General features: G+C 35.4%; 14 protein-coding genes. 11 read left to right on the forward strand and 3 right to left on the reverse strand.

Annotated elements, in window-relative coordinates; translation table 11 throughout:
* The first annotated feature begins 48 nt into the window (after positions 1-48).
* Positions 49-1,383 (forward strand): type I glutamate--ammonia ligase, encoded by a 1,335-nt coding sequence (glnA, locus tag LCD32_RS08150; protein WP_007499421.1) that lies wholly within the window; start codon positions 49-51, stop codon positions 1,381-1,383.
* A gap of 94 nt (positions 1,384-1,477) precedes the next feature.
* Here glnA and LCD32_RS08155 read toward each other — a convergent pair whose 3' ends face one another.
* On the reverse strand, positions 1,478-1,711 hold the full coding sequence (locus LCD32_RS08155) for a YesK family protein (RefSeq protein ID WP_224563460.1): 234 nt from the start codon (positions 1,709-1,711) through the stop codon (positions 1,478-1,480).
* 34 nt (positions 1,712-1,745) lie between these two features.
* A complete protein-coding gene (locus LCD32_RS08160) occupies positions 1,746-2,165 on the reverse strand; it encodes a stress protein (protein ID WP_224563462.1) in 420 nt (139 codons plus the stop codon).
* Between the two features lie 190 nt (positions 2,166-2,355).
* Here LCD32_RS08160 and LCD32_RS08165 point away from each other — a divergent pair, with 190 nt between their 5' ends.
* The 8 genes from LCD32_RS08165 to LCD32_RS08200 all read left to right on the forward strand — a co-directional run bounded on the left by LCD32_RS08165 (position 2,356) and on the right by LCD32_RS08200 (position 10,012).
* Positions 2,356-3,201 carry an SMI1/KNR4 family protein gene (locus tag LCD32_RS08165; RefSeq protein WP_224563464.1) on the forward strand — a complete coding sequence of 282 codons (846 nt, stop codon included), beginning with the start codon at positions 2,356-2,358 and terminating at the stop codon, positions 3,199-3,201.
* A gap of 404 nt (positions 3,202-3,605) precedes the next feature.
* Complete coding sequence (locus LCD32_RS08170) at positions 3,606-4,715, forward strand: RapH N-terminal domain-containing protein (RefSeq protein ID WP_046526677.1); 1,110 nt, start codon at positions 3,606-3,608, stop codon at positions 4,713-4,715.
* Positions 4,716-4,932: 217 nt separating this feature from the next.
* Entirely contained in the window at positions 4,933-5,178 is a 246-nt protein-coding gene (locus LCD32_RS08175) for a hypothetical protein (protein ID WP_017367298.1), read from the forward strand.
* A gap of 157 nt (positions 5,179-5,335) precedes the next feature.
* Entirely contained in the window at positions 5,336-5,509 is a 174-nt protein-coding gene (locus LCD32_RS08180) for a hypothetical protein (protein WP_224563467.1), read from the forward strand.
* Positions 5,510-5,652: 143 nt separating this feature from the next.
* Positions 5,653-5,988 carry a hypothetical protein gene (locus tag LCD32_RS08185; protein WP_065460402.1) on the forward strand — a complete coding sequence of 112 codons (336 nt, stop codon included), beginning with the start codon at positions 5,653-5,655 and terminating at the stop codon, positions 5,986-5,988.
* A gap of 561 nt (positions 5,989-6,549) precedes the next feature.
* The gene (locus LCD32_RS08190) at positions 6,550-7,428 is read left to right on the forward strand and encodes a hypothetical protein (RefSeq protein WP_224563468.1); all 879 of its coding nucleotides are present in this window, start codon (positions 6,550-6,552) and stop codon (positions 7,426-7,428) included.
* Positions 7,429-7,610: 182 nt separating this feature from the next.
* Positions 7,611-9,536 carry a T7SS effector LXG polymorphic toxin gene (locus LCD32_RS08195; RefSeq protein WP_224563470.1) on the forward strand — a complete coding sequence of 642 codons (1,926 nt, stop codon included), beginning with the start codon at positions 7,611-7,613 and terminating at the stop codon, positions 9,534-9,536.
* Between the two features lie 5 nt (positions 9,537-9,541).
* Positions 9,542-10,012 carry an immunity protein YezG family protein gene (locus LCD32_RS08200; RefSeq protein WP_224563472.1) on the forward strand — a complete coding sequence of 157 codons (471 nt, stop codon included), beginning with the start codon at positions 9,542-9,544 and terminating at the stop codon, positions 10,010-10,012.
* 70 nt (positions 10,013-10,082) lie between these two features.
* On the opposite strand, the gene LCD32_RS08205 is transcribed toward LCD32_RS08200, so the two are convergent.
* Entirely contained in the window at positions 10,083-10,544 is a 462-nt protein-coding gene (locus tag LCD32_RS08205; protein ID WP_025207379.1) for a macro domain-containing protein, read from the reverse strand.
* 165 nt (positions 10,545-10,709) lie between these two features.
* On the opposite strand from LCD32_RS08205, the gene LCD32_RS08210 reads away from it, so the two are divergent.
* Together LCD32_RS08210 and LCD32_RS08215 are read left to right on the forward strand one after the other, a co-directional pair.
* On the forward strand, positions 10,710-11,252 hold the full coding sequence (locus LCD32_RS08210; RefSeq protein ID WP_065460410.1) for a GNAT family N-acetyltransferase: 543 nt from the start codon (positions 10,710-10,712) through the stop codon (positions 11,250-11,252).
* Positions 11,253-11,392: 140 nt separating this feature from the next.
* Positions 11,393-11,974, forward strand: coding sequence for an undecaprenyl-diphosphatase (locus LCD32_RS08215; protein WP_065460412.1), 582 nt, complete (start codon positions 11,393-11,395; stop codon positions 11,972-11,974).
* Positions 11,975-12,022: the final 48 nt, after the last annotated feature.

The raw sequence follows: 12,022 nt of genomic DNA on the forward strand, positions 1-12,022 counted from the left end.
AGCATTGCTATACACATTTTACCTTTTGTAGGGGAGGAGTTTTACGAAATGGCAAAGTACACAAGAGAAGATATCGTAAAATTAGTAAATGAGGAAAACGTAAAGTACATCCGTCTGCAATTTACAGACATTCTCGGAACAATTAAAAATGTTGAGATTCCTGTGAGCCAGTTAGAAAAAGCTCTCGATAACAAATGTATGTTTGATGGTTCATCTATTGAAGGGTTTGTACGTATCGAAGAATCAGATATGTACCTATATCCAGATCTAAACACGTTTGTTATTTTCCCTTGGACAGCAGAAAAAGGTAAAGTTGCACGCTTTATTTGTGACATTTATAAGCCAGACGGAACACCATTTGATGGAGACCCTCGTAACAACTTAAAGCGTATCTTAAAGGAAATGGAAGAACTAGGATTTAGTGATTTCAACCTTGGACCTGAGCCAGAATTCTTCTTATTTAAATTAGACGAAAAAGGCGAGCCAACGCTCGAACTAAACGATAAAGGTGGATACTTTGACCTTGCACCAACAGATTTAGGTGAAAACTGCCGCCGTGACATCGTGCTTGAGCTTGAAGAAATGGGCTTTGAAATTGAAGCGTCTCACCACGAAGTAGCACCTGGACAGCATGAAATTGACTTCAAATATGCAGGCGCTATCCGTTCTTGTGATGACATTCAAACGTTCAAACTCGTTGTGAAAACAATTGCGAGAAAGCACGGACTTCATGCGACATTCATGCCAAAACCATTGTTCGGTGTAAACGGATCTGGTATGCACTGTAACCTATCATTATTTAAAAATGGTAAAAACGCATTCTTTGATGAGAAAGCAGACTTACAATTAAGCGAGACGGCTAGACACTTTATCGCAGGTATTGTGAAGCACGCAACAAGTTTCACAGCGGTCACAAACCCAACGGTGAACTCTTACAAACGTCTTGTTCCTGGCTATGAAGCACCTTGCTACGTAGCATGGAGTGCACAAAACCGCAGCCCATTGATTCGTATTCCAGCATCACGCGGCATTAGCACACGTGTAGAAGTACGCAGTGTAGACCCATCTGCAAACCCATACCTTGCACTAAGCGTATTACTTGCAGCAGGTCTAGACGGAATCAAAAACAAACTAGACGCACCAGCGCCAATCGACAGAAACATCTATGTCATGGACAAAGAAGAGCGCCTTGAAAACGGCATCGCTGACTTACCTGCAACACTTGCAGAAGCACTTGAGCTGCTCAAGTCAAATGAAGTCATGATCAACGCACTAGGCGATCACTTATTCGAGCACTTCATCGAATCAAAAGAAATCGAATGGGATATGTTTAGAACCCAAGTACATCCGTGGGAACGCGATCAGTATATGTCTCAGTATTAATCAAGAAACCCCTTGAAGCCATTGGCTTCAGGGGGTTTTTATTTTAATTAGTATATTTTTATAATCGAAAGAGCCACTTCTTATGCAGAAGTGGCTATATGTTATTTATGACTATCACAGATGCAATCAGTAAAGATATACTGATTGCACCTAGTCCTAAACCTTCCCAACTTCCTACGAAAAAACTTATTAATAATAAGATAATACTTATGATGATGAGAATCGATGGTATTCCATACTGTAAAGGTGCATCCTTTCTTTTAAAGATAACAGAAACAACAAGTATAACAATCGTAAGGATAACTGTTAGCAGCCAAAATGATGACATTTATTGACCTTCCTTCTTTTAAAAATATATGAAATTATTTTATTTCCTCATCCATTACTTTCTTATACTTTTCAAATTCAGCATCTTTCATTTCACCGTTCATTTGTAATAAAATGTTTCCTTTTGAATAGGTGTGAGAGAAGAACATAGATCCAGCATTGCCTAACTCATCATAATAGGATTTCGCCTGCTGTAAATCAGTTTCATTTCCAAATTTAAAAATTCGTCCACCAGCATTTTCACCTAAGGAAGGAACGAGAATTCTTTTTCCTTCTTCTCTTATATTTCCAAACTCTTTTTGTTTAAGATCAGATGGTTTTTCTGCTTCAAGCCCAGCACTTTTAAAAGCTTCAATAATATTGGCTGTCGTGAGCTGTTTTTCATTTGATGCTGCGCTACTGCAAGCTGTTAGCATCATTAAACAAATAAAAATGAATATAGATAATTTCTTCATATTGGATCCTCCTGATTTTTAGGTGCAAAGGAAATTTTACATGAAGTACCTTCTTTTTACTATCGTTTCGACAAAAATAGACAGCGTGAATGACTAAGTAACAAATATTCTTCTTTTATTTTGATTAAATTGTCAAATATACTCAGCAAGATGGTATACTTATGTGCATATTTTACTAGGAGGCATCACCTTGAAATCATTTTGGGAAATAGACGAGGAAGGTTACTATACGTTAAAAAAGATCAACGAAGCAGAAATAGCTAAAGCTGAAAAGAAACTTGGAGTCATTTTACCAGATACATATAAAAAGCTCATATTAAAACAGAATGGTGGTTATACCGTTCATAATGCTTTTTCAACCACTTACTCTAATTCATGGGCTGAGGATCATATTCAATTTAATCACCTGATGGGTATCGCCGAAGGTGAAGGAATTATGGATAGTGCCTACTTAATAAAAGAGTGGGAGCTGCCAGAAGGGCTTGTTTTGATTAACGGCGATGGCCATACTTGGGTAGCGATGGATTATCGAAAAACGAAAGAGAATCCTGCAATTCATTATTTTGATGTTGAGATGGAAGAAGACTTTAAGTTAGCTGATTCCTTTGATGAATTCATTGAGGGGCTTTATACAGCTGAGTACAGTGTTGATGAGGAAGCAGCAGAGGGTGAATACGAAGAAGAGGAGGAGGAATATATAACTAAAGCAGAACTTGAAGCGATCTTAGAGAAAGAAGCACCTAATCCAGCCGATATTCATCAAATTACTAAATATCCGTTACAAGACTTAGAAGAAGTAGAGTTGTTCTTTAAAAGAATAAAAAGCTACATTGAATCTGTTAAAGATGAAGACGTTCTTTTTGAAGTAGCTAGAAGCATTGAAACAATCCTTATATTAAGAGTAGATACAATGCCAAGTAACGATATTATAAAAAAGACATTATTTGAAATTGTAGACATTTTTGAAAAAACTAAAATTCCTCAGATAACTGTAACAGCTGGAAATTTCGCTGTTAATATTGATTTTTTAGATTAAGGCAAAATTAGAGCATGTAGAGTATACTGTATAGGGTGAATTTTCATAGAGTGAATGAGAACGGATGTTTAATTATCTGTTTTGTTTTGATTTCATTATAATATAATTTAGATTGATCCCTTCATGAACCTGACTGAAACTCAGTCAGGTCTTTTTATATCAATTTCAAAACAATATTTTGTGAATTTCTTTTTAAAAAATAAAGGTGGTCAATCTAAAAGAAATAAGTATCAAGTCCTTTCTGGCTACTCTCTCTTTTAACCAACTCTTTAATTGCATACCATTCAATTATTATCATATTTGCGGGATACCGAAAATTTCTATTATGAGCAGATTCACTTTACATATGTTGTAAAATGCGTGTTAGAATTATACTAGGGATTTGTTTAGAAGGGGGTAAAGGAATGTCAGGATTAATTGCCTCTCAGGAGGTAGGGAACATGTTAAACACTTGGAATCTTGCGATACAAAAAGGGGATTTATCGGCAGCTATAGAAATGCAAGATGACATAGACAGGGCAATTGATTTAATGGAAGAAAATCAAGATATTCTTTTGTATTATCAACTTTTGAGCTTTAGGCTTAAGCTGAAACTTCAGAATATTAGCAGAAATTTAGATAAGCCATTCTTTCAGCGGAATGCTCCAGACGAAAAAGAAGAAAAAACAAATAAACTAATGTCATATTACTTCTACTTTTATAATGGGATCTATCATGACTACTTACAAGATTATGATAAGGCATTAAGTTACTTCAGAATAGCTGAAAAAAAGTTGGCTTATGTTGATGATGAAATAGAAAAAGCTGAATTTCATTATAAAATCGCAGTTCTATTTTATGATTTGAAAATGACCTTTTTATCAAAATATCATGCACAAATTGCGTGTGACACATTTAATGCCCATGAAACATATATCAAAAGACAGATTAACTGTAGGATGCTACATGCGTTAAACTTAATTGATCAATTTGAATATGATAAAGCAAGAGCTCTTTTTAGTGAAGCTGAGAATATGATCGAAAGTATTAATGACAATCATTTAATCATTCATCTATATTACAATATGGGTTTTCTAGAAAGCAAAAAAGAAAATTTAGAAGAAGCATCAGCACTATTTAGGCGTACGTTGAGTTATAAAGAGATCGAAAATCAAGATTTATTGAAGTTGAGATGTTTATATGAACTTTCTAGAATAGAAATCTCCAGTAAAAGTAATGACGCGATTGAATGGATTGATCTAGGCATTTCTTTATCAGAACAAGTCAACCATAACGTTTTTCAAATAAAATTTAAATTGTTAAAAGAACTATTGTATGAAAAAAATCAATCTCAATTGAACAATATAAACAATCTGTGTTTAGAGCTTGAAGAGAAAAGAGTATGGGTTGATTTAGAGGAAATTCTGGTTGATGTGGCGAAATATTTAGAGGGGAGAGGCTTGCTGAAACAATCATTAAATTACTATAAAAGAGCCTTACTCGCAAGCCAGTATGTAGGAAAAGGAGTGAATTAATTGAAGAAGTCGGTTTTTATTACATTTTCACTAGTTGTGGTAGCTCTAGGTACACTTTTCTTTACAAACGGTTTGACTCAACCTCTACATGAAGATGTCCAAACAGTTGCATCAAGAGGTAGCTCTGGAGGTTAATTGGTTAAAAAACGATAAAGTGGATTAAAGCGTCAAGCTCCTTATGGTATAAAAGAATATGCCATAAAGGAGTCTTTTTTATATGAAAATATTAGATGCTCCATTTGCTTTGATGGCAGCGTATAGAGATACTAAAAAACAAATGAATGTATTAAGCTTTTTGAAGAGGAAACTTTTAGTGTCCGTTAGAGGAACGCTGGCTATTACCCAATTTCACTGTATATATTTATGCGAGAACTGTATAAAGCATGGGATTCTGAAAAACCGAAAAAAATTTATGGAGAATTTCAGGATGTTTTTTATGAAGAAAGAGAAGAAAACAATTTGAGATAAAAATAAATATAGTACATACTTTCAATTTTGTTACTTAAATCCTAAATATGGAACTGACTGTAGAATGTTAAGACTGATTGTTTTATAATTTCACGGTAACATAACGTAATTAAAAGTATAAAACGTAAGTGAAAGTATATCGGGGGATTTGTATGATAAAAGAAGAAGTTTTTCAAATAGTTTTGTTTACAGTCCTTTTGGCAATTTTTCTTTATCAAGGTGTACAAAGAGATTTTCCTTTTGAATATCTGATTACCTTAGTTGTGTGCTATGTTGCTGTAATAGTTTATAGAATTATAAAAGTAATGAAATATAAAAAGGAGTAAAGTACCGTTAAGTAGTTTGAGCTATTTTTGTTTGCGGTGTACGCAATCACTATTTGGATCAGACGTTTGAGGTCATGGCTCTTTAGCATGTTGACATTAAGAATTATATAATGAACTAAATTTAACTTCGGAGGTGCTTTTATATGTCTATTCAAGTGGATGATGATGATGTTTTAGAGATGTGTAATATATATGCTCAAGAAACTCATCACAGAGAAGCACTGATTTTAGGAAACAGGAAGGGTCTATTGGAATTAAAAAATGCGATAGATCAGGCTTTGAAAAATGGTAGTGCTGTTGCAAATTTATACCCATCTGATTTTGAAGGGTATGAAACTTGTATTGCTCTAGTGGATGATGAAAAGCAGTTTGAGAAATTAATTACTCCTTATGTAGAGGAATATACACAAGATGATGATGCGATTGATCCAATTGATATTATTAAAGACTACGATTCCAAAAAAGAAAAACTCTTATAATAGGGTTTTTCTTTTTTTAGTGGAGTATAGTTTCACCTTTTTTAGCTTTGTGTTTACTTGGAGTAAGGGATGGAGAAAGTTATGTAGGTGTGAAAATAAATAAATGGTAAACAGAATATTACAGGGTGGCATTACAACCCCAAGTGATTTGAGATGCAAAAAATTAATAAGTGTCTTAATGATTGCTATCATAATTTGATGAAGTTGTGATGGAGTTTGAACGTGAAAGTAATCTATGTGAGTACTGCCTACCGAAGTGTAGACTATAAGAGCAACTTTGCTAAATCATTTTTGAAAGGTCTTAAAAAATATGATATCGTTGAGAAAAAATTGTTGGGGGGATGTAAATGAAACGCACATTATACATGTTGTTAGGAGCCATCATTTTAACTTATTTTACTTTGATTTTACCTTTTTCAAAAATATACAACAGTGGACTGTTTGAAGTATTGTCTTTTTGGTTAATTCTAATCTTTGTATTTTCTTATAATAATAAAAACCATACTTGAGATATTTACGATTTTTTCTTTATATGGTAGTGTGTGGGCGGAGGTGTTTGGGATGAAAATCAGGTTCATACTCATTTTACTAGCTTTCGTATTCTCATTGACAATGTTTGGGGGTATTTCAAGTGCAAAAAGTAAGGAAACTAAAGATAATACAAGCCAAGAACATTCAGTCAAACTTGAAGTTGTCAAGTCTACTACATATTATAATTCACTAGATGGAGAACGAATTGAATATAATTCTGAGAATGAAAAGCGGATTGCAAAAACAAAATTAGAGGACATAAAGAAGTATAAAAAGCTCACAGGAAAAAGTATTTCATACGAAGATGTAGGGTTGAAAGATAATGGTGATTTAGGAGAATCTGATAAAATACATACCTTATCATCTTTACCGCCAACCGATCCGGCAACAAATAGCAAACTGCTTATTTCTCAACAAGTTTTTTATAAAGGTACATCTGGAACTAATTATAAATATCAATATCATTCTTATGCCGAATGGTTTAAAAAGCCTGTTAACCATAAAAAAGATGCGTTTGCAGTAGCTTGGGATACATCTGCAGTCCCTTTATCAGGTACTTTTGAGGGGTATTGGCAGCAACAAAAGGCCGTTGCTGATGGTAAAGGTGGCCTCACACATGTAACAGAAGATAAACAACTATCAGCTGATACAGACTCATACAAAAATTATGGTCATGGAGTTATTCTTTCACCTGGCTATGGAGATACTCAATTTATAACAATGGATAGAGATGTACTTGTTCCAAAGTCTAAAAAAGGAGATCCTGCAAATATTATCACAAAATATCATCACACTTATGCAACAATAAATGGTATTTCCATTAGTGCTGGCCCAGCTTCAATAAGTTTTAGTGATAGTTGGGGAGATGATTTAGTTACAGAATATAGCTTTGTATATGGAGATAGATAAGAGAAGAGGGAAGCCCTTCTCTTTATTAGGATTCCTTATTAATTCCTATTGATAACAGCATCTCATTCAATGAGTATGTTCAAATTCTTCAAAATTGGTTAAAAAACGATAAAGTGGATTAAAGTGTCAGGCTCCTTATGGTATTCTAGTAAAAGAATATGCCATAAAGGAGTCTTTTTTATATGAAAATATTAGATGCTCCATCTTTACTATCAGCTGTAGAACAGAGATCAAAGGCCTATCATGAGCTTCAAGAAGAAATGAAACTTGTGAAAAAAGCATTAAAAAGTGTGTCGGGCTTAGGTGATGAATTTACTGGAAAAGGTGCAGACAATATCAAAGCTTTTTATGAGGATCTTGCGCTGTACACAGACACTTATCTTGATTTTATCAATATGCAAAAGGCTTTTTTAGATGGGGTGAAAGGAAAGCTTGATGATGAATCATTAGGCGGGAGTACTTTTATTGATGAGCACTTTTTAGACACTCAATTGAAACAAGGGATTCAGAACAATAAAGATATGGTCAAAGAACAAAAAGAGGCACTTTCCACTATTTTTGACGATATCAGTGATTTAATTGAATTACATACTTTTTCAAGTAAAGAGGTCAATGAACATTTAGACGATGCGAACAAAAAAAGAAAAGAGACCATTGAAGTTTTACATCAAATAGACAATGATTTGAAAACGGAATACGCAAAGTCAGAAGCGGTTGAGAATCACCTCAACACTTTTTATGCAAAGATGATGGCTGCTACTGGAAAAGGAAAGAATGCGCAGCCAATGTATTATGATGCAAAAGCATTTCATGAGACAGACGTGTACAAGAACCATGATCAGATTGATGCTCAAGTGAAAGCCTATTTAAAGGTGAAAAAAGAAGAAAAAGAAAAAAGAAGAATCAAAGAACTGAAAGAAAAGCTCAATGATCCTTCGTGTCTATCAGAAGCGAAATACTTTGAGATTGTAGATGAGATCGGTTATGAGAATCTCACATATGATCAAAAAATGTATTACAGTCAGCTTCTCCAAATCAAAGCACAGGAAGAAGCATCAGAGGTGTTCATTGATAGTGTAAAAGGTGCTGCAGTTGGTCTATATGATGTGGCAAAAGATACAGTGACCGGAATCTATGATCTTGTCACTGACCCTGGTGGGGCTGTGGAATCAGTTGTAACGGCTGTTTCACATCCAATTGAAACATCGAAAGCGATTGGAAAATCGATTTCAGACTCATTCCAAAAAGAAGTCATAAATGGTGACGCGTATTCACGGTCACACTGGTTCGCCTATGCGACTGGTTCTCTTGCAGAAATTGTCTTTGGTTCTAAAGGGGCAGGAGCCATCACAAAAACAGGGACAACAGCTGCCAAAACAACAGTGAAGAAAGGCCTTGAACAAGGAGCAAAATCAATCGGTAACGTCACCATTCCGAATCTATTGCCATACTCACCAAAGTTTCAAATGGCTGGTGGCCCGAAGCTGCCGTATAACGTGTTTGACGGAGAAAATCTCAAAAATAAACTTCTCTCCATGGCAAAGCGACTAGACAACAATTCAGGATACGGAATCTCTAAGACAGGCAGAAGATTACCGGCACCCAAATCACCACCGACTGTTGTCAGTTACGGAGAGCACTATGTGCGATGGAAACGCAAAAAGGTATTAAAACCGAATGTCGTTTATTCAACAAAGCAAGGTTACACCTACACAACAGATCACTATGGCCGCATTGTCAAAGTCGAAGCAAATAATTTAAAATATGGAGAGGTCAAAAGAAACCAATATGCCCAATCCAATTCAGGAAAGCCGGATCGATTATTAAAAGATGATGGAGGGCATTTAATTGCCTCTATTTTTAAAGGGTCTGGAGATATTGATAATCTTGTACCAATGAGTTCACAAATTAATCGAAGTGGTGGGAAATGGTATGAGATGGAGCAAAGATGGTTGAAGGCATTGAGGGCTGATCCACCTAAACATGTAGAAGTTAGCATTGAACCTATCTATAAAGATGATTCCTTAAGACCAGATAGTTTCGTCATCGAATATAACATTGGAAAACGATCCTATCTTGAAAAAATTAAGAATCAACCTGGAGGCTAAAGATAATGGAAGGATTAGAATTGAATTATAAAAAAATAGCAGAAGCAATTAATGAAATGATTCCATGTGATTGGGATAAAGTTTGGATGTATGCAGAAATATTGGATGATTCAGCAGGAATTACCTTTTATTTTACTGAACCTAATAATGAAGAACGAGTCTATGGGCACGATATTCCAAAACGATATAGTGTAAGTAACTCTACATATAAACATTTATTTGTCGAGCTCAGTGAAATTCTTGAAGAGTTGAAGAAGGAATATATAGAAAATGGTCTAGGTGCTTGGACAACAGCTACTCTCGAGTTGGAGAAATCGGGTAAATTCTCAACTGATTTTGGATACGAAGATGTTTATTCTTTAGGTATTGACAATGTACAAAGAATAGCCGTTTGGGAATACGAAACGTTCGGATTTCTACCTGAAGATGAGGAAGATAAAGAAGCTGTGCTAAATTATTTGAAAAATAGCAAATAGCAAATGACCCTCCAAATAAATGAAGGAGGGTTTTTGTAATATTTGTTTTCATCGGAATTTCTCATTTCATCTATTTAAACCGATAAACCGTCACTTCACACTCACCAAGGACCTCTTCCATCATCTCTCGAACAATCGTCCAATCGCCGCCTGCCAAGCCGCAGCCGATCCCATAAGGAATGGCGATAGAATGAAGGGGGTTCTTTTCATTTGGATTTGTCACTGTCTGTTTTAGATGTTCAAAGCAGCTGCGTAATGCGTCGTCATCTGTTTGTTTTGTTTTTCTTCCGTATCCAACTTGGGCGAATAAGTTGGCAATGGTTTTTCCGTCGCTCGTTGTGATGAACTGGACGGAGCTTAATAAATCATCTCCTTGTTCTGCACATAACCGTTTATAGTCTTTATACACATTTGGGTATTTGCTTTTGATTTGCTTTGCTAATCCTGCTCCCATGACACCCTTACAATTCACTTGGTGACAGATGATGTCTTCTTCTGCGTCTAAGATATTGCCTTCTACCGTTTTAATCATTTTAAGTCATCCCTTTTCAATAAAATGCAAACTTATGTTCTATTATATCAGTTTTGATGACATTATGTTTAAAAAAATGGATACGTTCATACGACCAAATTGGCAAAAAAAGTCCATGACATCTAAAATAGTGAAAGATAAAGAAAAAGTAGTAAGGAGAGTCTTATGGATAAAATAGAAACAAATCGTTTAATTCTTAGACCATTTCGTGATGAAGATGCACCCGGAATGCTTGCATACTTGTCTCAACCAAGAGTGAATTGTTTTCTGGATGATCAAATTTTTACATTAGAAGAAGCGGTCGCTAAGGTGCAAAAAAGAAAAGCAGATCACTCTTATATGGCGGTTTGTTTAAAAGAAAGTCAGTTGATTATCGGTGAACTGTTTCATTTAAAAGATGAGCCGGACACGTATTCGATTGGCTGGAATTTTCATGCGTCATATGAAGGAAAGGGATATGCCCGTGAAAGTGCTGAAGCGCTCTTGTCATATCTATTTGTCAATCAAGGAGCAAGGCGTTTATATGCATATGTAGAGGATGACAATGATCGATCTCAAACATTATGTGAGCGTTTAGGTATGAGGAAAGAAGGCTTCTTTCTTGAGTTTGTTTCATTTACTACAAATGAGGATGGCACCCCTAAATATGAAAACACCTATCAATATGCTTTGCTGAAAAAAGAATGGGAGCAGTATCATTCTAAATAGTGCTTTGTTTCTTGGTATCCGAATGACAACGAAGTGACAAAAATGTGAGATGATCCCTTTATTTTGTTCGCTCGATCGATGTCACGGTCTTCTTTTTTCATTTATCCTTTTCCTAAACGAAGCAAAAGGAATGAAATGAGATGCAGGAGTTTAATGAACGGGTATTTCGGTCGATTAATCAACTTAGTATGAATCACGATGTCTTAAATCCAGTTCTTATTGGATTGGCTGAATATTCAGTGATGTTCATTGCGATCATGTTTTTGATCATGTGGTTTCAAAATCGGAGCAGAAGAAACAGATGGATGATGATATCTGCTGGGTTGACCTTTATTTTGGCAGAGATGCTAGGGAAAGTCGCTGGGCTCTTTTATTCCAATCAGCAGCCCTTTGCAGAATTGAATCATGTTAATCTTTTAATCGAAAAGGAAGTGAACAACTCTTTTCCGAGTGATCACACCATTTTTATTTTTTCCATTTGTATAGTCTTTTGGCTTTTCCACAAGCGTCGTATTTACTGGCTTTTCATTGCCTGCGCTGTAGGATTTTCAAGGATTTGGGTAGGTGTTCATTATCCATTTGATGTGTTGGCAGGTGCTGTGATCGCTTGTTTAACGGCAGTAACGGTTGTTTATTTGCCGCTATTCCAAAAGGGCGTTAATGTACTTCTGTCGTGCTATGAATGGGTGGAGCAGAAATGGACAGGAGAGAGAACCAAATAAAATGTAAGTCCACGAAAAAACACCCCAATCTGTTATGAAAACAGATCG

Origin of the sequence: Bacillus sp. RSS_NA_20, assembly GCF_020165915.1 — a bacterium.
Classification (GTDB): Bacteria; Bacillota; Bacilli; order Bacillales; family Bacillaceae; genus Bacillus; species Bacillus altitudinis.

Excerpts from the sequence above, each read along its gene's own strand:
- glnA (WP_007499421.1), top strand. The coding sequence starts at position 49 with ATGGCAAAGTACACAAGAGAAGATATCGTAAAATTAGTAAATGAGGAA.
- LCD32_RS08155 (WP_224563460.1), bottom strand. The coding sequence starts at position 1,711 with ATGTCATCATTTTGGCTGCTAACAGTTATCCTTACGATTGTTATACTT.
- LCD32_RS08160 (WP_224563462.1), bottom strand. The coding sequence starts at position 2,165 with ATGAAGAAATTATCTATATTCATTTTTATTTGTTTAATGATGCTAACA.
- LCD32_RS08170 (WP_046526677.1), top strand. The coding sequence starts at position 3,606 with ATGTCAGGATTAATTGCCTCTCAGGAGGTAGGGAACATGTTAAACACT.
- LCD32_RS08175 (WP_017367298.1), top strand. The coding sequence starts at position 4,933 with ATGAAAATATTAGATGCTCCATTTGCTTTGATGGCAGCGTATAGAGAT.
- LCD32_RS08180 (WP_224563467.1), top strand. The coding sequence starts at position 5,336 with ATGATAAAAGAAGAAGTTTTTCAAATAGTTTTGTTTACAGTCCTTTTG.
- LCD32_RS08185 (WP_065460402.1), top strand. The coding sequence starts at position 5,653 with ATGTCTATTCAAGTGGATGATGATGATGTTTTAGAGATGTGTAATATA.
- LCD32_RS08190 (WP_224563468.1), top strand. The coding sequence starts at position 6,550 with ATGAAAATCAGGTTCATACTCATTTTACTAGCTTTCGTATTCTCATTG.
- LCD32_RS08195 (WP_224563470.1), top strand. The coding sequence starts at position 7,611 with ATGAAAATATTAGATGCTCCATCTTTACTATCAGCTGTAGAACAGAGA.
- LCD32_RS08200 (WP_224563472.1), top strand. The coding sequence starts at position 9,542 with ATGGAAGGATTAGAATTGAATTATAAAAAAATAGCAGAAGCAATTAAT.
- LCD32_RS08205 (WP_025207379.1), bottom strand. The coding sequence starts at position 10,544 with ATGATTAAAACGGTAGAAGGCAATATCTTAGACGCAGAAGAAGACATC.
- LCD32_RS08210 (WP_065460410.1), top strand. The coding sequence starts at position 10,710 with ATGGATAAAATAGAAACAAATCGTTTAATTCTTAGACCATTTCGTGAT.
- LCD32_RS08215 (WP_065460412.1), top strand. The coding sequence starts at position 11,393 with ATGCAGGAGTTTAATGAACGGGTATTTCGGTCGATTAATCAACTTAGT.